General features: G+C 42.5%; 26 protein-coding genes. 6 read left to right on the plus strand and 20 right to left on the minus strand.

Annotated elements, in window-relative coordinates:
* Window positions 1-7: 7 nt before the first annotated feature.
* A complete protein-coding gene (locus D9T12_RS02470; RefSeq protein WP_165395021.1) occupies window positions 8-145 on the minus strand; it encodes a lipoprotein in 138 nt (45 codons plus the stop codon).
* 266 nt (window positions 146-411) lie between these two features.
* Between D9T12_RS02470 and D9T12_RS02475 the strand changes: the two genes are divergently transcribed.
* Together D9T12_RS02475 and D9T12_RS02480 are read left to right on the plus strand one after the other, a co-directional pair.
* Entirely contained in the window at window positions 412-1047 is a 636-nt protein-coding gene (locus D9T12_RS02475; RefSeq protein WP_240693215.1) for an alpha/beta hydrolase, read from the plus strand.
* A gap of 82 nt (window positions 1048-1129) precedes the next feature.
* On the plus strand, window positions 1130-2044 hold the full coding sequence (locus D9T12_RS02480) for a hypothetical protein (RefSeq protein ID WP_130536693.1): 915 nt from the start codon (window positions 1130-1132) through the stop codon (window positions 2042-2044).
* Between the two features lie 85 nt (window positions 2045-2129).
* On the opposite strand, the gene D9T12_RS02485 is transcribed toward D9T12_RS02480, so the two are convergent.
* Together D9T12_RS02485 and D9T12_RS02490 are read right to left on the minus strand one after the other, a co-directional pair.
* The gene (locus D9T12_RS02485; protein ID WP_130536694.1) at window positions 2130-2555 is read right to left on the minus strand and encodes a hypothetical protein; all 426 of its coding nucleotides are present in this window, start codon (window positions 2553-2555) and stop codon (window positions 2130-2132) included.
* Between the two features lie 24 nt (window positions 2556-2579).
* Entirely contained in the window at window positions 2580-3533 is a 954-nt protein-coding gene (locus D9T12_RS02490) for a PilZ domain-containing protein (protein ID WP_130536695.1), read from the minus strand.
* Window positions 3534-3825: 292 nt separating this feature from the next.
* Between D9T12_RS02490 and D9T12_RS02495 the strand changes: the two genes are divergently transcribed.
* Entirely contained in the window at window positions 3826-4572 is a 747-nt protein-coding gene (locus D9T12_RS02495; RefSeq protein ID WP_130536696.1) for a DUF4395 domain-containing protein, read from the plus strand.
* A gap of 69 nt (window positions 4573-4641) precedes the next feature.
* On the opposite strand, the gene metW is transcribed toward D9T12_RS02495, so the two are convergent.
* From metW to proC, 4 genes are read right to left on the minus strand one after another with little or no spacing between them, the layout of a single operon-like run.
* A complete protein-coding gene (gene metW / locus D9T12_RS02500; protein WP_130536697.1) occupies window positions 4642-5256 on the minus strand; it encodes a methionine biosynthesis protein MetW in 615 nt (204 codons plus the stop codon).
* Window positions 5257-5267: 11 nt separating this feature from the next.
* Entirely contained in the window at window positions 5268-6410 is a 1143-nt protein-coding gene (gene metX / locus D9T12_RS02505) for a homoserine O-succinyltransferase MetX (RefSeq protein WP_130536698.1), read from the minus strand.
* 3 nt (window positions 6411-6413) lie between these two features.
* Window positions 6414-7001 carry a YggT family protein gene (locus tag D9T12_RS02510; RefSeq protein WP_130536699.1) on the minus strand — a complete coding sequence of 196 codons (588 nt, stop codon included), beginning with the start codon at window positions 6999-7001 and terminating at the stop codon, window positions 6414-6416.
* Complete coding sequence (gene proC / locus D9T12_RS02515; RefSeq protein WP_130536700.1) at window positions 7001-7825, minus strand: pyrroline-5-carboxylate reductase; 825 nt, start codon at window positions 7823-7825, stop codon at window positions 7001-7003. Before proC ends, D9T12_RS02510 begins: the two co-directional genes overlap by 1 nt.
* Window positions 7826-8107: 282 nt before the next feature.
* Between proC and D9T12_RS02520 the strand changes: the two genes are divergently transcribed.
* Window positions 8108-9067, plus strand: a complete 960-nt coding sequence (locus D9T12_RS02520; protein WP_130536701.1) for a hypothetical protein — start codon at window positions 8108-8110, stop codon at window positions 9065-9067.
* Window positions 9068-9270: 203 nt separating this feature from the next.
* On the opposite strand, the gene D9T12_RS02525 is transcribed toward D9T12_RS02520, so the two are convergent.
* Window positions 9271-9969, minus strand: a complete 699-nt coding sequence (locus D9T12_RS02525; RefSeq protein WP_130536702.1) for a YggS family pyridoxal phosphate-dependent enzyme — start codon at window positions 9967-9969, stop codon at window positions 9271-9273.
* A 402-nt stretch (window positions 9970-10371) separates the two neighbouring features.
* On the opposite strand from D9T12_RS02525, the gene ppk2 reads away from it, so the two are divergent.
* Both ppk2 and D9T12_RS02535 read left to right on the plus strand, forming a co-directional pair.
* Window positions 10372-11166, plus strand: a complete 795-nt coding sequence (ppk2, locus tag D9T12_RS02530) for a polyphosphate kinase 2 (protein ID WP_130536703.1) — start codon at window positions 10372-10374, stop codon at window positions 11164-11166.
* A 35-nt stretch (window positions 11167-11201) separates the two neighbouring features.
* Window positions 11202-11429 (plus strand): hypothetical protein, encoded by a 228-nt coding sequence (locus D9T12_RS02535; protein ID WP_130536704.1) that lies wholly within the window; start codon window positions 11202-11204, stop codon window positions 11427-11429.
* Between the two features lie 33 nt (window positions 11430-11462).
* Here the strand turns inward: D9T12_RS02535 and D9T12_RS02540 are convergent, their stop codons facing one another.
* The 12 genes from D9T12_RS02540 to metF form a co-directional block, all read right to left on the minus strand.
* Window positions 11463-12245, minus strand: a complete 783-nt coding sequence (locus tag D9T12_RS02540; RefSeq protein WP_130536705.1) for a hypothetical protein — start codon at window positions 12243-12245, stop codon at window positions 11463-11465.
* Window positions 12246-12260: 15 nt separating this feature from the next.
* On the minus strand, window positions 12261-13544 hold the full coding sequence (locus tag D9T12_RS02545) for a dihydroorotase (RefSeq protein ID WP_130536706.1): 1284 nt from the start codon (window positions 13542-13544) through the stop codon (window positions 12261-12263).
* Window positions 13541-14602, minus strand: a complete 1062-nt coding sequence (locus tag D9T12_RS02550) for an aspartate carbamoyltransferase catalytic subunit (protein ID WP_130536707.1) — start codon at window positions 14600-14602, stop codon at window positions 13541-13543. The genes D9T12_RS02545 and D9T12_RS02550 overlap by 4 nt, the downstream gene beginning before the upstream one ends.
* 2 nt (window positions 14603-14604) lie before the next feature.
* Complete coding sequence (gene pyrR, locus D9T12_RS02555; protein WP_130536708.1) at window positions 14605-15111, minus strand: bifunctional pyr operon transcriptional regulator/uracil phosphoribosyltransferase PyrR; 507 nt, start codon at window positions 15109-15111, stop codon at window positions 14605-14607.
* 12 nt (window positions 15112-15123) lie between these two features.
* Window positions 15124-15591, minus strand: a complete 468-nt coding sequence (gene ruvX / locus D9T12_RS02560) for a Holliday junction resolvase RuvX (RefSeq protein WP_130536709.1) — start codon at window positions 15589-15591, stop codon at window positions 15124-15126.
* 2 nt (window positions 15592-15593) lie between these two features.
* Window positions 15594-16151 carry a YqgE/AlgH family protein gene (locus D9T12_RS02565; RefSeq protein ID WP_240693216.1) on the minus strand — a complete coding sequence of 186 codons (558 nt, stop codon included), beginning with the start codon at window positions 16149-16151 and terminating at the stop codon, window positions 15594-15596.
* A 342-nt stretch (window positions 16152-16493) separates the two neighbouring features.
* Window positions 16494-17492, minus strand: coding sequence for an FAD:protein FMN transferase (locus tag D9T12_RS02570; protein ID WP_240693217.1), 999 nt, complete (start codon window positions 17490-17492; stop codon window positions 16494-16496).
* A 181-nt stretch (window positions 17493-17673) separates the two neighbouring features.
* Window positions 17674-18645 (minus strand): glutathione synthase, encoded by a 972-nt coding sequence (gene gshB, locus D9T12_RS02575; protein ID WP_206199122.1) that lies wholly within the window; start codon window positions 18643-18645, stop codon window positions 17674-17676.
* A 21-nt stretch (window positions 18646-18666) separates the two neighbouring features.
* Window positions 18667-19965, minus strand: coding sequence for a glutamate--cysteine ligase (gene gshA, locus D9T12_RS02580; protein ID WP_130536712.1), 1299 nt, complete (start codon window positions 19963-19965; stop codon window positions 18667-18669).
* 371 nt (window positions 19966-20336) lie between these two features.
* Window positions 20337-22748 (minus strand): transporter substrate-binding domain-containing diguanylate cyclase, encoded by a 2412-nt coding sequence (locus D9T12_RS02585; protein ID WP_130536713.1) that lies wholly within the window; start codon window positions 22746-22748, stop codon window positions 20337-20339.
* Between the two features lie 131 nt (window positions 22749-22879).
* Window positions 22880-23614: a 16S rRNA (uracil(1498)-N(3))-methyltransferase gene (locus D9T12_RS02590; RefSeq protein ID WP_130536714.1), complete on the minus strand. Its 735-nt coding sequence runs from the start codon at window positions 23612-23614 to the stop codon at window positions 22880-22882.
* 19 nt (window positions 23615-23633) lie between these two features.
* Window positions 23634-24485, minus strand: a complete 852-nt coding sequence (metF, locus tag D9T12_RS02595) for a methylenetetrahydrofolate reductase [NAD(P)H] (protein WP_130536715.1) — start codon at window positions 24483-24485, stop codon at window positions 23634-23636.
* Window positions 24486-24562 lie beyond the last annotated feature (77 nt).

Here is a 24562-nt window from a genome sequence, read left to right on the forward strand (position 1 = left end):
CGTGACTTTATAGTGATAATTCACTGTTTTGCGATGCAACGAGAGAACTTTCGGGTAAGCTTAGAGGGCTTTTTTTGCCGCAACCGCTTAAACCGATGCCGGTAATTGCCACCACAATGATGGCCATAATTGTTGCTTTCCACATTTTCATCATGCCAAGCCTTAATATTTTTGAATGGGATTAGGGATTTGCTATGCGTTTTCAATTGCCCCTAAAGTTTCGGGTATTTTAGCAGAAGCTTGAATAGAATGCGGCGCATGATACTTGCTTTGAAGTCGAAGTTTTTAGAGCGATTATCAACATGAATGTTGAGTTTTTGCGATAATGTAAAACTCTTAATCAATGCCTATTCATACTTGATTTTTAAATTTGATATGCCGAATTCTTCGAAAACAACTATAGAACCTATTTTGATTGAATCACCAAGTTTACCGGCCGATGCAGCAGTCATTTGGTTGCACGGTCTTGGTGCTGATGGCCATGACTTTGAGCCAATCGTTTCCGAATTGGGTTTATCTGAGAATCATTCGATTCGTTTTATTTTCCCTCATGCGCCGATTCAGTCCGTTACGATTAATGGTGGTATGGAAATGCGATCTTGGTACGATATTCGCTCATTGGATTTATTAAATGATTTTGATGTTTCCGGTGTTGCTCGCTCAGCACAAATGGTTGCTTCGTTGATAGACCAGCAGATTCAATCAGGAATATTGCCAGATCGAATTGTCTTGGCAGGTTTTTCCCAAGGTGGGTTAATTGCTTTGCATGCTGGGCTGACTTATCCGCAACCATTGGCTGGTATTATGGCTTTGTCTACCTATTGTCCAACTGGTGAATCGTTTCAAGAGCGCAGTGAAATGCCGATTTTAATGATGCATGGTCAACAAGATTCTGTGATTCCCATAGAGGTGGCTGAATGGTCCAAACAGATGCTTTTGCAAAATGGATATTCGGTTGAATGGCATACGTATTCCATGCAGCATCAGGTAATTCCAAGTCAAATTCAACGAATAGGTCAGTGGTTGAAGGCACGGTTAATCCGTTGAATTTAAAAATCTTGTTTTGAATACTCAATAGGTCCTAGGTGAATTTTAATTTTTTAGGAGCTATTTTTTTAGGAGCTAGTGCGTGCTTAAAAATGTAAGACGTTATTTTCGTTATGATTTGCAAATGTCATGCAAGATTTTGCCGGTACAGGATTTTGTCGAGGTGAATGAGCGTTTGCAAGTTATTCTGGAACCGTCTTTTTCAACGATTCAAAATCAACGCAACCTAGAACAGCTAATCGGAAAGTTGAAGACTGCTCAGAGTAAATCCTTGCCCATCTTTACAACACTAGAGCAGAGACTTGAGTTTATCGCGTGGATGTTGAAGCATTTTGCTGAGGGCAAAAATCCAAAGTTACAGTCCGGCTTTGCACAAAAATACAAGTTGGATAAAGCACAAAAGCGTCCAAATTTATCTGAAAGCTCTCATATTGCGCCTTTGATTTTAGGGTTGTATGACCAAATTGATTGGGTGATTTCGGAGCTGTTGGATGTGATTCGAAATACGCTTCGCGATACTATTTTTTTCTTCCCTGTCTCGCAGCTAGAAAATTTTTTCTCGACAAAATATATTACCAACCTTTCAAGTTTAGCCGGCCGGGAAATTCTACCGGCTCAAATCTTGGAGTCTTTAATCGCTCACTTTAATGTTCAAATTGAGTCGATGAACTTATTGATTGAAGAGCATAAAGAGGTCTCAGATATCCGCTTGTGGCCAAACGACAAAATTAATCTGAGTGCTGGTGGTATTGCTTTCAATACTCGTAATCATTTCGAAAAGTTTAGCTTGGTGGATTGTTTACTTAACATGGATGGCAAAATATTGCTGATGCGAGGCAAGGTGCTCAATCAGATTGAGCAAAGAATGGGAACTTTCAAAACAGTGGTGGATTTTGTTTTGCCAACTGAAGTTGAGCAAAGCCAAATCCATCTTTTTATCCAAAAAGCTGAATTAATCGAAACTATGGAGTGGCAAAAGTCACAGTCAGATACATAGCGGTGCTGAGAAAGAAGGGGGGGGGCAAACAAATCATTAGCTGAGCATTGTTGATTTTGAATTCACGGGGTAAATTGTAAAATCATTACCGGCCGGTTGTTTTCTGTTTGTACAATTGATTTTGCCGTTTGACGGCATCAATTTGTGTTAACCAGTCTGCGAATACAGGGTGTTCTCTTTGAACAATTAAGGCTAAGTTCTGTGCATCAATATTTGGAAATCCCAGACAAAACCCTGCAATCTCCACCAGTCGGTCTAGATAAATGGTTGGAAACCCAAAGCGAACTTTAAAGTAGCTCAATTTGGTCAGAATGACCGCATCAAAGACCTCTGTCCATTGTTCTTTTTTTAGAGAGTAACGTCTTTCTAGGACTTCATCTGGTCCTTCAAGACGCATTTCTAGCATCTGTTTCAGGCTTGCAAAGTTGAAAATTTCCATTGCTGCATTTCGATGCGCCAAGGGTAAATTATCAAAAAAAGAAGTGGCTAGACTGTCTTGTTCACTAAACATTCCGTTCTCGTCTTTTAAACTTCATTAAAAAGGGAGTTTTATTGCAAGGGTCTCTTCGACTTCATGCTGATAAATGAGTTGTTGAAGCTCATCTTGAAGCGAAGATTCCGGTAGCTCAAAGTTGATGGCAATGCGTTCACTATCGCGTTCTTTATCCACTTTGACAACAGAACCATCAAAATTCAACACAATATCTTGGTTTTCAAAATATAGATGAACGCTTACCCTTGAAAATAACTCGAAACTTTTGGGGCTTTTTAAGGCAATTCCTCCAATGCTGACATTGACATCGCGCATTGGCCAGAGTTTTGGATAATCTTTCAGAAAATGATCATTATAGAAGTTTGTGAAAACTTCAATATATAAATCCATAAGATGGTTCAAATGGATAATGGATTGCGCTAAAGCCACACGGTGGTATTGTGGTTGGTTTAACGTCTCGCAAAGTTGGTCAATTTTGAAATCCAGTTTTGGCAAAGGTTGAGGTGCAGAAAAGTGATTAATATTCGAACGTTCAATCGAATTTACCAGAATTGCGACAAATGTACTGAATTTCTTGGTAATTTGCTTTAAATACTGGTAAGTCTTGGGTGAGTTGGTCGATAGTCCCTCAATTTCTTGAATACCTTGAGTTGTTTTGACAAGGCTATGCCAATGAATTGATTGTTGTCGTGGGTCTTTGCCTTGGGAGGCATCAATAACTGCATCCAAAAAAATCTCAAAATAGTGCTCAATCGCAGAGAAAACCTGCTGTACGATTTTTTTGTTTTCTGAAGGTAGATGAGCAAGCCGGTTTTCTAATTCGATTTTTTGTTTTTTAATTCTATGCTGTGTGGAAACAGGGTAGTAGTCGATGCCCAATGCAAAAATTTGACGTTGATAGATTGGTTCTTTGGGCGTGATAAAACATTGTACTGGCAAGTTGACGCGGTGAAAACGCCGACTGTTGCCTTTATTAAACCATGTTTGAAGATTCACGCTTGCTTACCTATTTGACTCATTTATCTGTTTAGTGATTGTAAGAGATTTGACGGTGTGCTGTCACTGCCTCAAGGGATTAAATGTACCGGCCGGTAAATTACTTAGTCGACTACTTATCATTCACTTTCCAATCAAATAAGCAAAACCTATACCTTTTTCAGAGGTGTTGCTTGCCGGCAGATAATTTTCATCTATAGCGTTAAAGAAAATTTAGTGGTGAAGCAGATTGATTTTTAATACATAGACTTTAAGCTAACAACTGTTAGTTCAAATTTATTAGGAATCGCCTATGTTTAAATATCATTTTCACCATTTATGGTTTCGAGATAAATCAGAAGACATCGTTTTTATTAATCGACATGCTGTTCAATTACGTGCCGGTTTAATGTTACTGATTCCGGTTTATATGGTGATTATCCTGTTTACCACGGTATTGGCTCCGACTTGGACGGTGTTACCGAATACGTTGGTCGAGGAAACGTTTGATATGACCCAAGAGTGGCGAACCATTTATAACGTTCAAGCCTTTAGAACGGTGTTTGAATACAGTATTCCAAGCATGGTGTTGTTTTATGGATTGTTTGAAATGTTCGCAGGGATGTTTGTGCGAACCGCGTATTTGTCGCCAACGATACATATAGCCACTTTTTTGACTCGTAACCGACGTCCGCAGTGGGAGCCCTTAAAACCCAAACGTTTTGCCTGGATGATTGGCGCAACTTTAATCATATTGTGTTTGATTTTCTTTAACCCTGACAGTTTTGCGCGTTTTGTGAATGCAGTCTTCAGCGGTGAAATTTTGCCGACGGATACTAACTATATGCCAGACTATATTCCACTATTTGTGTTTGTCTGTTTCTCTTTGATGTGGTTGGAAGCGGTTTTTGGTTTTTGTTTAGGATGTAAAATGCATTGGCTGCTCGCAAAAATCGGAATTTTCAAAGAACATTGCTACGATTGTATGAATGTTGATTTTGAACAGCGTGCTTGGATAGAAGAACGGAAAGCACAAGAGAAGGCATTGTCTGAATCTTAGTGTTATCAATTTAAACTCGGCAAGGAATATTTCTTTTGCCGAGTTTTTATGGGAAAGCAGCAATAAGTTTTACGTGCTCTTTTTTTGAATTTTATAAAGTGCGATTTCGCCTAACCAATTTGGCGCAAGACGCATTCCAATTGAGGAGCGATGATCTCGATTCACCACCGTACGTGCTACGACCTCAATGCCTTTTTGTTCACAGAGGCTTTCGAAGTCTTGGAAAGTGCACATATGGATATTAGGAGTGTCGTACCAGTGATAGGGCAGTGTTTCTGTTTCTGGCATAGTGCCTTGAAACATTAACTGAGCACGATTTCTCCAGTGACCAAAGTTCGGGAAAGTGATAATACTCTGCTTACCGATACGAAGCATTTCATCCAGCAATTCATCAGGACGACGAACGACTTGTAAAGCTTGCGTCATAATGACAAAATCAAAAGAGTCTTCATCAAAATAACGGTTCAATTCATGTTTATTCAAATCGCTTTGAATCACATTTAGACCTTTTTGAACGGATTCGACAATATGTTCAGGATTGAGTTCCATCCCGTAGCCATTCACTTGATGGCGTGAAATCAAGTGCGCAAGCAAAGTACCATCGCCACAACCTAAGTCTAGCACTCGGCTTTTAGGTGTAATCCAATCAGAAATCAATTTAAATTCTGGCGTTATTGTTTTCATTTCTTTATTCCTTAATCGCCATTCACTTGAGCATCTTGCGCAACGCGCTGCATGTAATTTCGAAAGACACCTTCGTAATGAGCATTAGGTAATAAGAAAGCGTCGTGACCATGCTCAGATTGGATTTCGGCATAGCTGACATCGGCATCATTATCAAGTAATGCTTTAACGATTTCATGTGAGCGTTCTGGAGAGAAGCGCCAGTCAGAGGTAAATGAAACCACCAAAAATTTAGCTTGGGCTTGTGCCAATGCCTTACTTAGGTCATCCTCAAACTCAGAAGCCGGGTCAAAATAATCGAGTGCTTTGGTCATGAGTAGGTATGTATTTGCATCAAAGTTCATTTTAGTGGCAAATTTTTCACCTTGATAGCGCAGGTAGCTTTCAACCTGAAACTCTACACCGAAGTTGTACTGAAGTTTGCCTTCTCGAAGTTCTCGGCCAAATTTAATGCCCATCATGTCATCGGATAAATAAGTTAAGTGCCCCAACATTCGAGCTAAAGCCAAACCACCTTTTGGTGTGGTGTTGTGCTCAATAAAACGGCCTTCGTGAAATTCTGGATCCGACATAATTGCTCGGCGAGCAACTTCGTTAAATGCGATGTTCTGTGCAGATAATTTGGGTGCGGCAGCAATCACAATCGCATGCTTTAGTTTTTCAGGGTAATCAATGGCCCACTGTAAAACTTGCATGCCACCCATTGAACCGCCAACTAATGCAACCCATTGTTCAATGCCCAGATGTTCGCGTAAAGCATTTTGGCTTTGTACCCAATCTCTGCAGGTCATGATGGGGAAGTCTGGACCATAGACTTTACCTGTTTCTGGGTTAATGCTGGTCGGGCCGGTTGAGCCGCGACAGCCTCCAAGATTGTTTGAACAGACGACAAAGAATTCATTAGTGTCAATGGCTTTACCAGGGCCAATGTAGCCATTCCACCAGCCAGGCTTGCCATCAGAATCCACACCAGACACATGGTGGTCACCACTTAAAGCATGGCAAACCAGTATTGCATTCGAGGCGTCGGCATTCAATTCGCCATAGGTTTCGTAGATTAAGTCATAGCGTGGCAATTGATTCCCGCTGGCAAGTTCCAGAGGGGTTTCGACAGAGAATATTTCTGCTTGCGTTGGTTGGATTTGTTCACTCATTGATTAACCTGCAATACCTGAAAGTGGTTGTGCAAATTGCACTATTGAACCCACAATAACAATTTGAGCCAATTTAATGGCTAGAATTGCAAATATTGGCGATAAATCCATTCCTCCGACAGGAGGAATTAAGCGACGGAATGGTGCCAGAATCGGCTCAGTGATTTGAATAAAAATCGCTGTATTAGGATTGTATTGTGGAGAAACCCAACTGAGTATAACCTGAATAATAATCAGCCAGAACATCATGTCTAGTAACTGATTGGCAACTTCGGTGAGTGAGGCAATCACAATAAAGACTGCACCAAACTCTTTGCCGGTCATCCAGCCAATAAATAATACAAATAAGGCTTGAATAATAAATGCAGTGATAAGCGCGGCAATATCCCAGCGCCCTTTGGCTGGCAAAATCTTGTTAACTGGAAAGCAGATTGGGTTAGTGACCTTTGCGGTGAAGTTAACAATTGGGTGGCGCCAATCAGCGTGCGTTGCTCGGAGTAGAAAGCGTAGCATCAGAATGAAAATCACCATGCCAATCAAAAATTGGATTAAAAATAAACCACCGTCGGTCAGTGGAGTTCCTGTTCCCATTAATCTTCTCCTAACTCTTCTGCAAGTTCAGCAGCACGTAATTGAGCTTGTTTCATTGCAGTCTCAATAGTTCCTCGCATGTCGGCAGACTCAAACGATTGAATTGCTTTTTCAGTTGTTCCATTCGGTGAGGTGACGTTTTTCCGAAGGGTTGCACAATCCTGTCGGCTTTCCATGACCATTTTGGCTGCACCTAAAGCGGTTTGCATGGTTAGCAAATGCGCACTTTTTTCATCTAAACCCATTTTGACAGCCGCTTGTTCCATAGCTTCCATAAACAAGAAATAATAAGCTGGACCACTTCCAGAAAGTGCGGTGACGACATCTAACTGCGCTTCGTCATTGACCCAGAGAGTGACCCCCGCTGCACGCATAATATGCTCAGATTGGCTTTTTTGCTCATCGTCTACTTTGTCATTCGCAAATAAACCTGTCGCCCCCGTTTGAATCAATGCAGGGGTGTTTGGCATGGTGCGAACAATGGAAAGGTCTCCTCCTAACCAACGCTCAATGGCCTCACATTTGATACCGGCCGCAACAGACAAAATTAATGGTTTTTGAGCTTGAATCGATTCGGCAATGTTCTGACAAACATTTTGAAGAATCTGAGGTTTGACGGCCAAAACGACAATGTCGGATTGTGCAATGGCTTGATGATTATCACTAATACAATCAATACCGAACTGTTCAATGATGATTTTCTGAATATCGGCATTAGGATCTGTGGCCATTAATTTGTCTTTTGGGTAATCACTGGCAATTAACCCACCGATGAGGCTTTGAGCCATGTTTCCTGCACCAATAAAACAAATTTTCGTCTGCATAAAGTCTTCTCCTCACAAATTTAGGGGTGTTCATCCGTAAAACAACCCTAACCTTAGTGTTCATAGATTTCAATGAGGAAATATTATATGCGAAATTCAGCGAATCCCCGACCTCTTGCAGCATAAAAAAACAACAGTTTTTTTATTTATGCTTTTTTAATTTAAAAATAAAATGACTTAAAAATCCTTAAGTTTATGAATTTACAGCCGTTATTAAAATTATGTTAAAGAGTCTTGGTGTTTAGGTTATCATCAGGCAATGCAGATTTTGGGAGAGAAACGATGGCAACGACAATTAATCCAAATTCAATGATTGACCGTCTTGTAGGCGGTACGAATTCCAATAAGGACAAGGCTCATGCGGCGACGGATGATAAAATTAGTTCTTTGCTTAATTCCAATGCACAATCCCCAAATTCTGTGCCCCAAGATACGTCTTCAATCAGTGCGGCCATGATTCGTCAAGCAGAGCAAGCTTATGGCTATAGTCAAACTATGAGTTTGCAACTGACCACCAAAGAAGGTGATCAGGTTTCAGTTGATTTTCGTCAGCTTTATACACAATACCAATCGTATAAAGAAGCTGTAGCTGGACAGCAGAATCCTTCGGGAGTTCGATATTTCGAGAGTCGTGAAGCGCTTGAAATGACCGCATTTGAAGAACGTTTTGCCTTCAGTGTCGAAGGGGATTTAAATGAAGATGAGTTAAAAGCAGTGTTTGATGTGTTTGAGCAGGTCGATAAACTCTCTGACCAATTCTATGGTGGAAATATTGAACAAGCACTGCAAGAAGCGATGAATATGGAAATCGATTTTGGCCAGTTGCAGGGAATGCAGCTGAGCATGACTCAAACGCAAGTTGCTATGAGTCGTCAGCAGCAAGCCGCCGCTGCGGAGTATGAAGCGACTCCTGACAAAGCGACAGTGGCTGAGCTGCCTGAATATTTACAAAAGTGGCAAGAGGCGATCGAATCGCTAGATCAGTGGTTTGAAGATGCGCAAGGTGCATGGAATGAATTGATGGCAGGCGTAACATCGCAACGCTTTCCAGAACAAGATTCTCCAAAAGGTTGGTTTGAACGTGTACAAGAGTTTCATGGAAAATTGTCAGAAATGGCAAATTTACGAAATGAAACATTGAATTCTCAAGATGAACCCGTCGTTGAAGAACCTGTTCAGACGGATGATGTGGTGAATGAAAGTGCGAATAAGCCGGTGAATGAAACCGAACAAACATCTTAAAGAAACTGAATAAATTCACCTAAAGGTTTTAACCGGCCGGTCGTTCTATTCATTAGAGAGGTGGCAAGTGATTAAGAATTAAACCTTAACAGACCACCTCCGGTATTTGAATTGTCGCGATTCAAATTCAAAAAGGAGATAAAGCCCGAGTAGTCAATTACTTGGGCTTTTTTATGTGTTGAATTTATGGCGAGCTTTTCAGGTTAAGAATAATTTCGAGCGCCAAAAATATCGGTGCCGATGCGCACGATGGTCGCACCTTCGGCAATGGCTGCTTCTAAATCGCCAGACATGCCCATAGATAAGGTGTCGAGTTGTGCGTTTGGAAATTTTTTCTGTAGGTGTTCAAGCAATTGGTGCATTTGTGCAAAAGCATGATGTTGTTTTTCGACGTTATCGGTGGCTTGTGGAATTGCCATGAGTCCTCTAAGTTCAAGATTTGGCAATGCCAAGACTTTTTCGCAAATATCTTGCGCTTCATCTGGGTGAAACCCTGATTTAGACGCTTCGTTATCAATGTTCACCTCTAATAACACATGAAGTGGGGGTAACTCTTTTGGCCTTTGGCGACTCAAACGCTCAGCGATTTTCAAACGATCAATACTGTGCACCCATGCAAAATTCTCAGCAATGGATTTGGTCTTGTTCGATTGAATCGGGCCAATGAAATGCCAAGTCAAATCAGGGCGTTCAGTGATTTTTTGTAAGGACTCTTGCAGATAGTTTTCGCCAAAATCAGTTTGCCCGAGCTTTGCAATGGCATTTACGGCATCGATAGGTTTGGTTTTACTCACCGCCAACAACTGCACACTTTCAACCGGCCGGTTAGCTTTCTCACAAGCTTGCATAATTCGCCGTTGAACGTTTTCAAAGTTTTGTGAAAGCTGTTCGACATCTGGCATAAGCGTCGTTTCCTTTTTGTTGATTATAGTTAGAGGGGAGAGAACGAATTGGAATATTCTAACGACTTAAGGGCCAGTCTGTGGAGAATTCATAATTAAGCGCTTTACTCAGTTATATTCCTTCTAACAAGGTTGCGTCGGAGTTGAATATGAATTTTCAACAGGCTCTAAACATGAAACAAACGACAGTTTAATTTTGCCTATAAAGTCTGGACAGTATGCTTATCTGTTATCAATTTTTGACGCGATTTTAATGTTTAGGTGCAAGAAACTACCGGCCGGTAACTTTTGTTCTTTTTCTAGAGGTTTATACTAAATGGAGACAATATTTTATTAGATTCCATTTATTCGTTCAGTGTTTCAAGTCGAACGAAGGTTCTTCCATTCAAGTGAGAAAGTTTTATGAAAAAAGTCATTTCCAGTGAAAATAATTACCCATACAGCGAAAAAATCCGTCGAGCAGATTATGAAGAACAAAAGCGTCTGTTACAGATTGAATTGCTAAAGTTGCAAAAATGGGTGAAAGAAAATGACGAACGAATTGTGATGTTGTTTGAAGGCCGGGATGCTGCGGGTAAAGGGGGAACCATTAAACGAATTATGGAACATCTTAACCCTCGTGGTGCTCGCGTTGTGGCTTTGGATAAACCTTCAGAAACCGAAAAAGGGCAGTGGTATTTTCAGCGTTACATCAGTCATTTGCCGACCAAAGGTGAAATTGTGCTCTTTGACCGTTCTTGGTATAACCGGGCCGGTGTTGAGCGAGTGATGGGGTTTTGTTCGCCTCCTGAGTATAATCAATTTATGCATCAAGCGCCTGAGTTTGAAAGAATGGTCACTGCAGACGGTGTGCGTCTGTTTAAGTTTTGGTTTTCAGTGGGACGTAAAGAACAGCTACGTCGTTTTAATGCGCGCAAAACCGACCCTCTAAAGCAGTGGAAGTTAAGTCCAATGGATTTGGCTTCACTTGATCGTTGGGATGACTACACCAAAGCGAAAGAAGATATGTTTTTTTACACCAATACTAACCATGCGCCTTGGACAGTGATTAAATCAAATGACAAAAAACGTGCACGATTGGAAGCCATGCGCTTTATTTTGTCGCAGATTCCTTATCACGGTAAAGATGAGAACATTGTCAACGGTTTTGATGAGTTGATTGTCAGTTCTGGTGAAGATATTTTTGAAGACGCTTAACAGAGCTGAAAATTAGGGATAAGAGGAGATTAACAATGAATGTACAAAAACGTGCTTATGATGTGGTCAACGGTTTCAAGGCGAGTCTTGAGCCTGAACAATTAGCTATATTGACCGATGAGAACTTTGAAGAGTTACAGATTCTAGTGGAAGCATCGATTGGCGCCAATGCGGCCACGATTTTGCATGATATGGCAAAACAGCTAGAAGCATTATCCAGTAAAACTCGTCACCGTGCTGCGGAAATCGAAGACGATACCTGAGACTAAAGGTTCAGTGAGCGAGGTACTGTATTTCTAAGAGCACTGTTCAAGCGTTTCTAGAAGTTTGTCAAACTCTTCACGAGTTTGAAGTCCGTCAAAGGTCAGCCATTGCTGGCCTTTTTTATTGCCATAAAATACCCAAACTTGCCAAGGCGATGAAGATGTGTGGTGGGCAAAAAACGTTTTCACCCAACTTGAGGTAAGCGCCACAATATCACCTTCCATAGCACCGACTAGTCCATTCGTTACCGCTAAACGATTCGGAATTTTCCAATCTTCCAATAAGCCACAGGCACCAATTGCCTCTGGAGCATCCAGGTCGACCATAAACCGGGCAGGCTTGATTCGAAAGCCAAAACCATTCACTGAACTCAATAAAGCAAGCTGGGCATTTGATGAATTCTTTCTCGGCTGGTTTCGTAGCTGTTTGGCTAATGCAAAAACAGGTGAGCCGGCCGGTAAAGTTTGTGAATCGATTCCAATTAACAGCTGGTTTTGCTCAGAGTCGAAGGCTAGGTGACCCTTTTCAGGTGAATCGTAATGTAAGTTTGCTGTCAAATTGGTTTGATTTTGGAGTGCCGAAAGCTGGTGTTCAAACACCAAAAATTGCAGAGAGTGGTTTGACGTGATTTGAAATAGAGCAAGGTCAATTGACCTCGGCTCCGCTGGTTGTTGGGTTGGCTGGTTAAGCTGAAGTGAATATCGTCCATGAATTGCAAATTGTTCGCTGTGTTTTTGGACAAGCTGTAACTCGAGCAATGCAACCCCATTTTCTTGGGGTTGTAATTGCCAACTGTTGATGTCAATTATCGGCATAGTTTTAACAATTGCTTAGGCTTCGCGTTTATAAACACTTCGGCCTTGGAAAATGGTTTGTTCCACTTGACCGACAAATTCCCAGCCGCTGAAAGGGGTATTTTTTCCAGCACTGTGCATCTGTTTGGATGACAGTGTCCAAATGGCTTCTGGGTCAACAATCACTAAATCTGCCGGCCGGTTACTTTGGAAGGTTCCTGTTGGGATATTTAAAATTTTCGATGGATTGTGTGTCACGCTTGCCACCGCAGTCATTAAATCGAGCCCTTGTTCTTGAACCAGTTTTAATAGTAATGCTAGCAGGCTTTCTAAACCACTGATGCCAGGCTGGCTTTCACCAAAGGGCAGTAATTTTTCATCTCGGCCTAATGGCGAATGGTCACTGACCACCGCATCAATCACCCCTGATTTTAGCCCCATCAATAGCGCTTCTTTATCTTGATGGCTACGTAGCGGAGGGTCAACATGGAAAAGGCCGTTAAAATCCAATAAATCCATTTCGGTTAAGTGGAGTTGATGAATCGCAACATCACAGCTAACCGGCAAACCTCGCTTTTTGGCATCGGCAATCAACTCAACCGAACGCGCACAAGATATCTGAGAAAAGTGTGCTCTGACGCCACTTTCTTCAACCAAAATCAAGTCGCGAGCAATCATTGAAGTTTCAGCTGAAGGAGGAATGGGAGGTAAACCAAGACGCGAGCTAACTGCGCCACTGTGTGCCACACCATTGTTCGTGAGCTTTTCATCTTTACCGCGCAACATGACCACTGTATCTAAAGTACTGCAATATTCGAACGCATTTTTCAGTGTCAGCGCATTTTGAATCGGCCGGTTTGCTTGTGCAAAGGCAACACACCCACCTTCAATCAGAGAATAAATTCCGCTGAGAAGTTCGCCATCTAAGTTTTGAGTCAGGGCGCCAATAGGCATGACGTAAGCATTTGCCGCTTGGCGTGCACGACGTTGAATGAGTTCGGTAACCGCTTGCGAATCATTCACAGGTTTTGTGTCAGGGGGGTAACAAAGGGTGGTAATACCACCGGCTACTGCCGCTCGGGTTTCCGATTCAATAGACCCAGCATACAGACTGCTGGGTTCGCCTAAGCGGGCTTGTAAATCAACGAGTCCTGGTAAGACCCATTTCCCTGTGGCATCAATTGTTTGGTCGGCAGAAAAGCCTTCAGGTGCTTGAAGACCAATGCCCGCAATACGTCCTCGGCTGAGATAAATATTTGTCACTTGGTCGAGTTGCTGACTTGGGTCAATGACGCGTGCATTTTCAATGGCTAGTCTCATTTTTGGCTCTCCAAATCTTGCAGTTCGTTTTCAGGTGTTTCTTGCGTGGACTGCTCGGTATTTTCAGTTTCAGCTCGATGTTGTGCCAATTGCGCGGCATTGCTCATAATAATCGCCATAACCGCCATACGCACGGCAATTCCGTAGGTGACTTGTTCCAAAATGACGGATTGCGGCCCATCGGCCACGGCAGAATCAATTTCAACACCGCGATTAATTGGACCGGGATGCATGACAATGGCATCCGGTTTAGCCAGTGCTAAACGTTTTTCCGTGAGGCCATAACGCTTAAAAAATTCTTTTTCACTTGGAATCAGTGCAGATTTCATGCGCTCATTTTGTAGTCGAACCATAATAATGACATCGACACCTTTCAAGCCTTCATCCATGTCGTGATAGACATGAACGCCCATAGCTTCAGGGTGAGTGGGTAGTAATGTTTTGGGGCCTATGACGCGAATTTCACGTGCTTCCAAAATACTCAGAGCTTGTATTTGAGAGCGAACCACGCGTGAGTGCAAAATGTCACCAACAATAGCGACTTTCAAATCGAAAATATCACCTTTATGTTTGCGTATGGTAAACATATCCAACATCGCTTGAGTTGGGTGTGCATGTTGGCCATCACCGGCATTTAAAACATGAACACCTTCGGCGACGTGCTTGGCAAAAAAACTTGCAGCGCCACTTTCGGCATGACGAATGACAAACATGTCGGCTTGCATCGCTTGCAGATTCCACATGGTATCGAGTAAAGATTCCCCTTTTTTGGTTGCCGAAGTTTGAATGTCGAGGTTTTCAATATCAGCTGACAAACGTTTTTCGGCAATTTCGAAGGTGGTCCGTGTTCGAGTGCTCGGCTCGAAAAACAGATTCATAATGCTTTTACCGCGCAGTAGAGGGATTTTCTTAATCTCTTTTGTCTTTGGGTTGATGAATGTTTCGGCCGTGTCCAGAATCTCAACTAAATGCTGTTGCTTGAGTCCTTCCAGAGTAATGAAATGCTTGAGCTTTCCGAGCTCGTTGAGTTGTGGATTACCTTGAGTCAGTTTATTCATGCTTATTCCTCTGGGTGATCTTCAAACGTAACTTTCAGCGGATCAGGGCCACTGAGTTTAAGGGTTTGGTGGCAGTCCATTTGCATACCGACAACATCGGCTTGAAATGGAAGTTCGCGACAACCTCTACGGTCAAACAAGCTTACTAAGGTCACGCTGGCTGGACGTCCAAAGTCGAAAATCTCATTGAGTGCGGCTCGAGTCGTGCGCCCCGTGTAAAGAACATCATCTACCAAAATAATGTGTTGGTCATTTACATCCCATGGAATATCCGAAGGTTCGACACTTGGGTTTAAACCCACTTTTGAAAAGTCGTCGCGATAAAAAGAAATGTTGAGTACGCCAAGTTCATCCGGTAATTGCAGAGATTTATGCAGAGACTGTGCCACCCAGACACCACCGGTACGAATACCAATCATTTTTGGTGATTTTTGATAAATGTCGAGTTGTTGGATTTTGCCACTCATTTCATGGAGTAGGGTTTGGACATCGATATTTAATTCTGTCATTTTGTGAGTGCCTTATTTCAATTCAGCGTTGTTTGCCTGATTGGCGATCAATTCTGGCCATTGTGTTTGCAACCAGTTTTCTAAAATAATCTGCGCTGCGTGATCATCAATTTTCTGGTTTTTTTGACGGCTTTTTTGTTGTTTTTGTCTATTTTCAGCTTCAATCGAGCTGAGTTGTTCTTCAATAAAATAAACCGGCCGGTGATAACGCCCAGACAACCGCTGTCCAAACTTTCTTGCTGGCTGAGTTAATGCTTGCTCGCTACCGTCTAGTCTCATAGGCAAACCAACAATGATTGCATTAGGTTGCCATTGTTCAAATAGTAGGGTGATGTGCTCCCAGTCTGGCACGCCATCTCGGCTGTTGACTATCGCTTCGGGGGTGGCGGTTTGCGTTAAGGTTTGGCCGATGGCAACGCCAATGCGTTTTAACCCAAAGTCAAAACCAATCATCACGCCTTCAGGAGTTATCTTAGCCATAATCAGGCATTCCCTGCATGAGTGCTGAGCATGCTTGGATGAATGCCTAAAGTCGCTAAAGCCACTTCCCAGCGTTTTTCAACCGGTGTTTCAAACAGCAGACTTTCATTGTAAGGGATGGTAATCCAACTATTTTCTTGCAGCTCTTGAGCCAATTGATCAGGCTCCCAGCCGGCAAACCCTAAACACACCAAAAAGTTATCGGGAGCTTGCTGTTCACTAACAGCTTCCAGGAAATCTTCTGATACGGTCATGGCTAACCCATCTTGCAGAGGCATTGAGCTTTTCCATTGACCTTGCGGTGTATGTAAAATAAATCCGCGTTCATTGTCTACCGGCCCACCAATGAGAACTTGGCGTGTTAACTCTTCCGATTCGTCATGGATGGGCAAATGGAAGTGTTCTAACAAGTCTTTGACAGTTAAACGATTCGGTGAATTAATCACTAACCCCATACTGCCGTATTCGTTGTCTTCCACGATATATATCACGGTTTTTTCAAACCAACCATCATCCAATGAAGGAGTGGCGATTAAAAAGCTGTGTTCTAAAGAGTGCATATGTTTCATAGGCGCAATTATAGCAGGGGGCTAGGGTCTGTTGACAATTCATATTTAATTCTGTTGCTGCTGAAAATTTCAACAGTCAAGGCTCTTAGAGTGCAATGTGGTCACTCCACATAAGCGATGAGCAACACAGAATGATGGAATTTTCAGCGCAACCCGAAGGGCGCACACCATTTTTACTTCAGCGTTGTTAGAAATTCGCTTAAATAGAGCGACTATTTGACGCTTTTTCTGCCTATCTGAAGCCAAAAATCGCGTGTGCAGTACCTAATTATGAATTGTCAGCAGACCCTAGTGTTGTCCGGTGAGGAAAATGGAGGTGAAATGCATTCAGTTTTAGGTATTTGGGTTGAGAATCCGTTCAGCAATTTTACCAAAGTGATAATGTTTGCCTTGTGCATCGATGGCTAATGCGTGTTGGATTTGCATTTGTTGGGCAACCGTTTGCCAGTCGTCAGGCCCTGCTATCAATAGTGCGCTTGCAGCGGAGTCTGCACGAGTCGCATCAGGATGAATCACTGTGACGGAAACAAAGCTATCGGTTGCGGAGACTGGCCACCCTGTATTCGGGTTAAGCAGGTGAGAGTAGGTGACGCCCTGCCATTCAAAAAAACGCTGATAGGTGCCAGAGGTGACTAAACTCTCATTGGAAAATAATTCCACTGTTGCAACGGCATCTGATGGATTGCTTGGGTTTTGAATGCCGATTTGCCAAGCTTGATTAACCGGTTTGAGTCCAAGCGCTTTCATATCGCCCCCAATACTGACCAAGGCCGAATGAATGCCGGATTCTTGCAAGCTAGAAATCGCCATATCCAAGGCTAAGCCTTTGGCATTACCTCCGAAGTCGAGTTGAACGAGACGGTTTTTGCTGAACAATTGACTGTCTTCAAAGTAAATATCAGCGATAGATGGACGTGCGTTTAACCAGTTTTGAATCTTTTGATTGTCAGGCGGGGGGCCTTGCCAATGTTCGGAATGGAACCCCCAAAGCGCTACCAATTGGCCAATTGCAGGGTCAAACAGATAATTGCTTTGTTTGCTGAGTTGTTGTGAATATTCAATAAAATTTTGAACCGATTTTGCAATTGTTACCGGCCGGTTATCTTTAATAGCATCGTTGATTTTGCTTAGAATTCCACCTTTTTCCCAAGCATGCCATTCGTGGTGAAATTGCTGGAAATCCTCGTTAATTTTTCCTATCGCACTTTGAATTGTTGCTTTATCCGGATGGTAAATCAGTATATCGACTTGTGTGCCAAACACGAAAATTTGCGAACGGTAGGGCGTTGCAGAGTTTGAGCAGGCACTGAGGAAGGTGGGGGCAAAACTCACTGCAAAACTGTTTTTTAGAAATTGGCGGCGAGATAAAGGCATGAGGCTAACAAGAAGTCATTTCGTTAGTTAAAGTCACTGCCGGTAAATGCTCTAAAAAGACGCTATAAATTCGTCCTTGAAGGCTCGGCGTAGCACGTCGTGTGCTACGCCGCTTTTTAGTAGCATTTATCGACATTGGCTAAAAGCTTGCATGAGGAAGCTGTGTTTCCAAATGGTCAAACAAAACACCGGCAATATTTAAATTAAATTGTGCGTCCAGCTCGCGAATACAGGTTGGACTGGTGACATTGATTTCGGTAATGTAATCGCCAATGACATCAAGACCGACGAAGTGTAAACCTTTGGCTTGCAAGGTCGGTTTGATTTGCTCACACAACCAACGTTCACGTTGCGTAATTTCCATGCCGACTCCTGTGCCACCTGCGGCAATGTTGCCCCGAGTTTCACCGGCCGGTGGAATTCTGGCTAAGGTAAAGTCAATCGGCTCGCCATTAATTAACAAAATACGTTTGTCGCCTTGTTTAATTTCTGGCAAATACTGCTGTGCCATAATGTGGTGCTTGCCATGATCGGTCATGGTTTCAATAATCACGCTTAGATTAGGGTCGCCTGCTTTGACGCGAAAAATCGATGCACCGCCCATTGCATCCAAAGGCTTAAAAATTGTATCTTTTTGTTCAGTAACAAAGTCTTTTAAACGTTGTGGATTTGCTGAGACCAGAGTGGTTGGAATGCACTCAGGAAACCAACTGGCAAACAATTTTTCATTAGCATCACGTAAGCTTTGCGGTTTGTTGACCACCAACACTCCTTCGGCTTCTGCCTGCTCAAGAATATGTGTGCAATACAGGTAGTCGTTGTCAAACGGCGGGTCTTGACGAATCAGGATAATATCCAGCTCTTTTAGCTCCAGAGTGCTGGTTTCCCCGAAGCCATAAAATTGCTCGTCGATTCCTCGGTCCCAAACTTTTAGCAAGGTGGTCTCGGAAAATGCGGAACCATTATCCAGATATAAGTCTTCAGGTTGCATGTAATGCAGCTCATAACCTCGACGCTGGGCTTCCAAAAGCATGGCAAAGGAGCTGTCCTTGTAAGGTTTAATGTTGGCAATCGGGTCCATTACTATTCCAAGACGAATCGGACGAATCATTTGAGCTTCCTTATTCCATTTCTAAAGTGCAAGTTTGCCTTTTGCTTCAGCGATTTCTCTAGCAGCCGCTAAGAGAGCAAGACGGGCAATGACCCCATAGGCGTAAAAACGGTTTGGGCTTGCATCAGGTTGCAGGTTTTCATCGGGTAAGACTCCAGAATCTGCAAATGAGAGCGGCTCAAAGTGCATACCGGGCGAGTTTAAGTTATCGGTAGCGTTTTTGCCGGTGTGAACGCGATAAAACCCTCCGACGACCTGGCTACCAATCATGTAAACCACTGGTTCCGCAACGGCATTTTCTATCTCTTCGTGTGTATAAACGCCTTCTTGAACCAGCATCTGTTCAACTTGAAGACCTTCTTTCACCGAAGACATTTTGTTCCGCTGTTTACGATTTAGGCTTAATACATCTTCAGCACTTTGAACGGACATGATCGCCATTCCATACGTGCCGCTATCAGATTTGATAATGGCAAAAGGTTTGCAATTAATGTCGTGGGTATCATAGTAATTTTGAGTATCTTCAAGCATTCGGTTAACCGTTTCGGCCAATTTATCTAGGCCTGAGCGCTCTTTGAAGTTTACCGGCCCACATGGCACAGAGGTTGGTGTGATTAACCAAGGATCAATGTCGATAATTTTTGAAAAGGCCTCAGTGACTTCTGAATAATGCTGGAAATGGTGCGTTTTGTATCGGCTTGCCCAGCCAAGATCCAGAGGTGGTAGCAGAGTTTGTTCGATGTTCTCAAGGATTTCCGGGCGTCCACCTGATAGATCATTATTGAGTAAAACGGCACATGGGAAAAATTCTTCGACCCCAACACGGTTTTCTTTACGTTCTAAAGGTTTCAATGTCAGCACATTCCCTGAAGGCAGTTCAATGAGCATCGGTGCGTTTAAATCGGGTAATAGAGAACCAATATGAACTTCGTAACCTGCTGTTTCTAAAATGGTTTTTAGTGTAAACAGATTTTCAAGGTAAAAGGTGTTACGTGTATGGTTTTCGGGGATGATCAGTACGCCATCAGCTTGTGGACAGACCTGGGTGACTGCAGTTTGCGCCGCATGGACAGCGAGTGAACGTAAGTCTGTGTGCAAGTTATTAAAGCCGGCCGGGAATAAATTGGTATCGACTGGAGCAAGTTTATAGCCCGCGTTACGAAGATCAACTGAGGCGTAAAATGGCGCTGGCGTCTCTTTAAATTCACGACGAAACCAAGCTTCAATTTCATTTCGGTGATTTAAAAGGTGTTCTTCGAGTTCCAGAAGAGGGCCTTTTAGAGCCGTTTGCAAATGAGGGACTGGAATGGACGCTGGCATAATTATCGGATTCCTTTTGCTGGAAAATCTAAGGAACCTCTGATCGAATCAGATTAATTTCTCGGCTCTTCGCCGAGTTCTTTGTTGTTGTGACCTTTGACCTTAGAGTGACTAAGGTCGGCCACGACTAAAATAATCGAGCCAGAAGTCTCGCAGAATTTCAATTTGATTCGATCAGAGGTTCCCTAGCGAAGGTTCTAATTGATGCCCTTAAGTTAGGGCTTAAAAATGAATTTGGCTATTATAACGGTTTCTATGAGTAGCGTCCCAAGCAAAATAAGGATTTAACTTTAAAGAGAGATGTTATTTTCAGGATTTTTTAACGTTTGAAACTTAGCGCAACTCTTGGCAGGTTAGCACGCATAAAATGACTAAGCCATGACGACACGGTTACGCCCATTTTGTTTGGCACGATATAAAGCATGGTCAACGTGTTCTAGCACTTGTTCGGCATTTTGCCCTTTTATAAATTCACTGATACCAATACTAACGGTTTGGTTTATCGATTTCGGAAAGCTTTGCAATTGCACTTCAGAACAGATTTTTTCTGCTAAATGATAGGCTTGATCATTGGTGGTGTTCGGGCAAATGATTAAAAATTCTTCTCCGCCCCAACGACCAAAGGTATCACTGGAGCGGATGACTGTATTGACCCAAGCGGAAAACGTAATTAATACTTCATCGCCAATTAAATGGCCGTGAGTGTCATTGACCTGTTTGAAGTAATCCAAGTCCATTAGAATGATTGAAAACTTTTGGCCGTAACGATGAGCTCGTTCAATTTCTTGTGTAATGACTTTATCCAGATGCTTGCGATTATAGACGCCCGTTAAATGGTCCGTAACAGAAAGACCGGACAAGGAGCGATTGGTTTCTTCAAGTTGCTGCTGGGTTTCTTTGAGATCTCTGTTAATACGTTTCAAGCGAAGATTGTAGTAACTGGTCAATAAAACAATAAAAAGAATTGGTGCGATAATCCAAGTAATGGTTTTCCAGTTAATCATGCTTGGATAGGCGATTTTTAGCCAAGGATCGGTAATGTCATTACGGACGGCATGAGGCATATTTTCAATGACTTTATTAATAATGGACTGTAGCTCGGGCCAATTTTTACGAACTGCCATGTGTATACCTGATCGAAAAGGGGTTTCTCCAGATATTTGTAAATGGGTATAGTGATGTTTATTGATGTAATAAGTGATGATGGCCGCATTATCAATATAACCAAAGGCTTCTCCACTCGAAACCAGTTTTAATCCTTCTTCGGGAGAGGAGACGAGTTTCAGAGGGATGTCAGGAAAGTGCTGCTGCATATTTGCTTGCGAGGCGTAATCTTTAACGACGGCGATGGTTTTGTTTTGCAGTTGATTTAGGTTGCTGATAAACCCCTCGTTGCGTTGCGTGGCAATGACCATGGGGAGTTCAAGATAAGGGTCTGTGTATAGACTGTATTCGCTTCTTTCATCGGTATAAAAAACGGCTGAATACATGTCAAGTTTCCCAGATTCCATTTGGGTGACTGATTCGCTCCAACTGAGTTGAGTGAAAGGGATAAATTCGATACCGGTTTTATGGCTGATGTAATCTAAAAATTTAGGGGCTATGCCAACAAATTGTCCTTGTTCATTTATGAATTCGAGAGGAGCCCAGTGTGCATCCACCGCAACTTGAACTTGCTTATGGTTTTGCATCCATTCAATTTCTTTGGAAGTGAATTGTTTTGATGCCATTCGGCTTGTTTGCTGAGAGTTTTCAATAGTTTTTGGGTTGTGAATAAAACCATGTTGACGTAATAAGTTTTGAGCGTATTGCAACCGGCCGGTATCAAAATGTCCGAGAGGGAAGTTGACCAAATCAATAGAGTTGCGAACGGCTTCAGCTTCTTTTCGAAGCCCTTCAAAAGTTAAATTAGGGTTTAGGTAACTTTGGATATAGTGGATGACTTTCGTTGGGTGTTCTAATGCATACTCCCACCCTTTTAAGCTTGCTCGTTTAAATGCTTGAACTTGTGCTGGATTGGACTGAATTTTGAGATTGCTGGTCAGTAGCATGTCGCCGTATAAATCGACACCATAATGTTGTGGTAAAAAGCGATTTAGCTGCAAGCGCTGTTTTTTGTGGCGCTGAAATTGCTGATGAATAAGAGAGCTTAAGCTTCCACCGAATGCCGGTGATTGAGTCTTATTGATTTGTGAAATATCAAGAGAATGGCGATTGCGGATCAAATTTGGTTTGATTTTTAGTTCTTTAAACATTAACAGTAAAGTCAAAGCGTTTGGCTCTTCGGAAAAAAGCGCCACTTTTTTGTAATTTAATTGGTAAATACTGTCTAGATCTTGGTGCTTTAAGGAAAACAGCGCCTGATGCGAATGTTGAAAAATCGGTGCGACAATATTGATGAGCTTTTGTCGATTCGGGTCTAAGAGCAGAGAAATGTCTGAAATCGCAAAGTCTGCCTGACCTTCAATAATTGTCTGAGTGGCGTTTTGAGATCCACTATTGGGAATGATTTCTACGTTAAGGCCTTCTTGTTCATAAAAGCCTTTAATTTGAGCTGCGTAGTAGCCGGCAAATTGAAAACGATGTTCCGCAGATAATTGTAATTTGACTCTCTCAAGAGGGGAGTCGGCTTGAGGTTCTGAAAGGCTGGGTGTACTGGCAAAGCTTGCATTGAGAGGAAATATTAATCCGAAGAAGAACGATCCGACGAACAGTAGCAGCGAGAGAGCCCCTAAGAAAAATCTTTTTTTGAGTAAGGGTTGCTGTGAAGTGATTAGCGGCATTGCGAGTTCTCTAAATTACAAAAATGATTTTAGCAAACAAAGACTTAATCACAAGGTGTTATTCAAAAACTACCGGTCAAGAAGGGGATTGGATATAGAATAAAAGCTTGTAAGGTTAATGACAGAAAATGTTAAAAATCCCCCCAAAGGGCTTGAGCAATCGTTAGCATTGCCGGGCCGGCAGTTTCAGTGCGTAAAATACGTGGGCCTAGACGCACGGTTGAAAAGCCATTTTGCTCGGCTTTCATTACTTCCTTTTCACTCAGACCGCCTTCTGGGCCGACAAGAATTGTTACCGGCCGGTCAAGGTTAGGTGGCGGCAAGCTTGCAATCGTATGCTCTGCATAAGGATCACAAACAATTCCAAACTCAACGGTGTTATTGGCCAAATATTCTTCGAGAGAAATCAAAGGAAGTATTTCCGGTACAAACGCTCGTCCAGATTGTTCACAGGCATTAATTGCAATGCTTTGCCATTGTGCTCGGCGTTTTTCAAGTTTATCGCCTTGTAATTTGACATCTACCCGTTCGGTAAACAGTGGTTGAATTGAACCGACTCCAAGCTCGACGGCTTTTTGAATCGAGTAATCCATGCGATCGCCTTTCGAAATGCCTTGTAGCAAAACGGTTTTTAGAGGGGATTCATTTACAGCGGTTTGAACTTCTTCCAGAACAACATTTGCACTGCGACGACTAGTGTGTTGAATGACGGCCGAAGCAAAATGGCCTTTACCATCAAAGACCTCTATTTGGTGTCCGTCTTTCAGGCGTAACACGGTTAAGGCGTAATGCGCTTGTTCTTTAGATAATTCAAGTGAGGAGCCAGAAACGTAGCGCTCTGGCAGATAAAAGCGGGAGATTCTCATAAGCGAATGGAAGACGTATTTACTTTAATGTTAAAGCTTTAGCAATCTCTAAAGTCGGTTCAGTTTTATTCATTGAATAGAAATGAATCCCTGGTGCACCGGCATCTAACAGTTTTTGCGAAAGCTCAGTTACGACATCTTTTCCAAACTCTATTAAGCCAGCTTGATCATCTTCAAAGGATTCCAAGCGACACCTTAACCAGCGAGGAACTTCAGCCCCGCAGCCTTGTGAAAAACGAATTAGGTTTTCGTAGTTGGTGATGGGCATAATGCCAGGAATAATCGGCAAATCAATGCCGTTTTTTTCGCAGTTATCGATAAAGTAGCGGTAGCTATCAAAGTTATAAAAATATTGCGTAATTGCTGCATCTGCACCTTGTTCGACCTTGTGTTTAAACCATTTGATGCCGATATCGCAGTTACGCGCTTGAGGATGAGTTTCTGGATAGGCTGCGACTTCAATTTTAAAAGTGTTGCCTTTTTGTTCTTTAATAAAAGCGACCAAATCGCTTGCGTATTTGAATTCACCCGGATCCATCATTCCTGAGGGTAAATCTCCACGTAGGGCAACAATGCGCTTGACTCCCATCGCTTCGTATTCGTTTAGCAACGATAAGATGCTTTCATGGGTTGCACCGATACAGGTTAGGTGTGGTGCAGAATTAAAATCGGTTTGTGTTTGGATGTAACGAACCGTTTCCATGGTTTTTTCTTGCGTAGTCCCGCCCGCGCCATAAGTGACGGACATATAGAAGGGGTCAATTGCGCCAAGCTCTTGAGCCACTGTTTTCAGGTTTTCCATGCCTTTGTCTGTGCGGGGTGGGAAAAACTCCAAGCTTAATTGTTGTCTATGTTTTTGTTGAGATTGCATAGAAAGTCGTCCTTCGCCTTAAAAATGTTCAGTGTTGAATTTTAAATGTTGAATGACATTTATCATCCAACACTTTG

The sequence above is a fragment of the Thiomicrorhabdus indica genome (genome assembly GCF_004293625.1).
GTDB classification, from domain to species: Bacteria; Pseudomonadota; Gammaproteobacteria; order Thiomicrospirales; family Thiomicrospiraceae; genus Thiomicrorhabdus; species Thiomicrorhabdus indica.

Coding starts and splice junctions, on each gene's coding strand:
- D9T12_RS02550 (WP_130536707.1), bottom strand. CDS start 14,602: ATGAATAAACTGACTCAAGGTAATCCACAACTCAACGAGCTCGGAAAG.
- D9T12_RS02495 (WP_130536696.1), top strand. CDS start 3,826: ATGTTTAAATATCATTTTCACCATTTATGGTTTCGAGATAAATCAGAA.
- D9T12_RS02470 (WP_165395021.1), bottom strand. CDS start 145: ATGTGGAAAGCAACAATTATGGCCATCATTGTGGTGGCAATTACCGGC.
- metW (WP_130536697.1), bottom strand. CDS start 5,256: ATGAAAACAATAACGCCAGAATTTAAATTGATTTCTGATTGGATTACA.
- D9T12_RS02525 (WP_130536702.1), bottom strand. CDS start 9,969: ATGCCAGATGTCGAACAGCTTTCACAAAACTTTGAAAACGTTCAACGG.
- D9T12_RS02545 (WP_130536706.1), bottom strand. CDS start 13,544: ATGAGACTAGCCATTGAAAATGCACGCGTCATTGACCCAAGTCAGCAA.
- metF (WP_130536715.1), bottom strand. CDS start 24,485: ATGCAATCTCAACAAAAACATAGACAACAATTAAGCTTGGAGTTTTTC.
- D9T12_RS02535 (WP_130536704.1), top strand. CDS start 11,202: ATGAATGTACAAAAACGTGCTTATGATGTGGTCAACGGTTTCAAGGCG.
- D9T12_RS02540 (WP_130536705.1), bottom strand. CDS start 12,245: ATGCCGATAATTGACATCAACAGTTGGCAATTACAACCCCAAGAAAAT.
- pyrR (WP_130536708.1), bottom strand. CDS start 15,111: ATGACAGAATTAAATATCGATGTCCAAACCCTACTCCATGAAATGAGT.
- gshB (WP_206199122.1), bottom strand. CDS start 18,645: ATGATTCGTCCGATTCGTCTTGGAATAGTAATGGACCCGATTGCCAAC.
- gshA (WP_130536712.1), bottom strand. CDS start 19,965: ATGCCAGCGTCCATTCCAGTCCCTCATTTGCAAACGGCTCTAAAAGGC.
- D9T12_RS02520 (WP_130536701.1), top strand. CDS start 8,108: ATGGCAACGACAATTAATCCAAATTCAATGATTGACCGTCTTGTAGGC.
- D9T12_RS02510 (WP_130536699.1), bottom strand. CDS start 7,001: ATGGGAACAGGAACTCCACTGACCGACGGTGGTTTATTTTTAATCCAA.
- ppk2 (WP_130536703.1), top strand. CDS start 10,372: ATGAAAAAAGTCATTTCCAGTGAAAATAATTACCCATACAGCGAAAAA.
- D9T12_RS02565 (WP_240693216.1), bottom strand. CDS start 16,151: ATGCACTCTTTAGAACACAGCTTTTTAATCGCCACTCCTTCATTGGAT.
- metX (WP_130536698.1), bottom strand. CDS start 6,410: ATGAGTGAACAAATCCAACCAACGCAAGCAGAAATATTCTCTGTCGAA.
- D9T12_RS02585 (WP_130536713.1), bottom strand. CDS start 22,748: ATGCCGCTAATCACTTCACAGCAACCCTTACTCAAAAAAAGATTTTTC.
- D9T12_RS02590 (WP_130536714.1), bottom strand. CDS start 23,614: ATGAGAATCTCCCGCTTTTATCTGCCAGAGCGCTACGTTTCTGGCTCC.
- ruvX (WP_130536709.1), bottom strand. CDS start 15,591: ATGGCTAAGATAACTCCTGAAGGCGTGATGATTGGTTTTGACTTTGGG.
- proC (WP_130536700.1), bottom strand. CDS start 7,825: ATGCAGACGAAAATTTGTTTTATTGGTGCAGGAAACATGGCTCAAAGC.
- D9T12_RS02485 (WP_130536694.1), bottom strand. CDS start 2,555: ATGTTTAGTGAACAAGACAGTCTAGCCACTTCTTTTTTTGATAATTTA.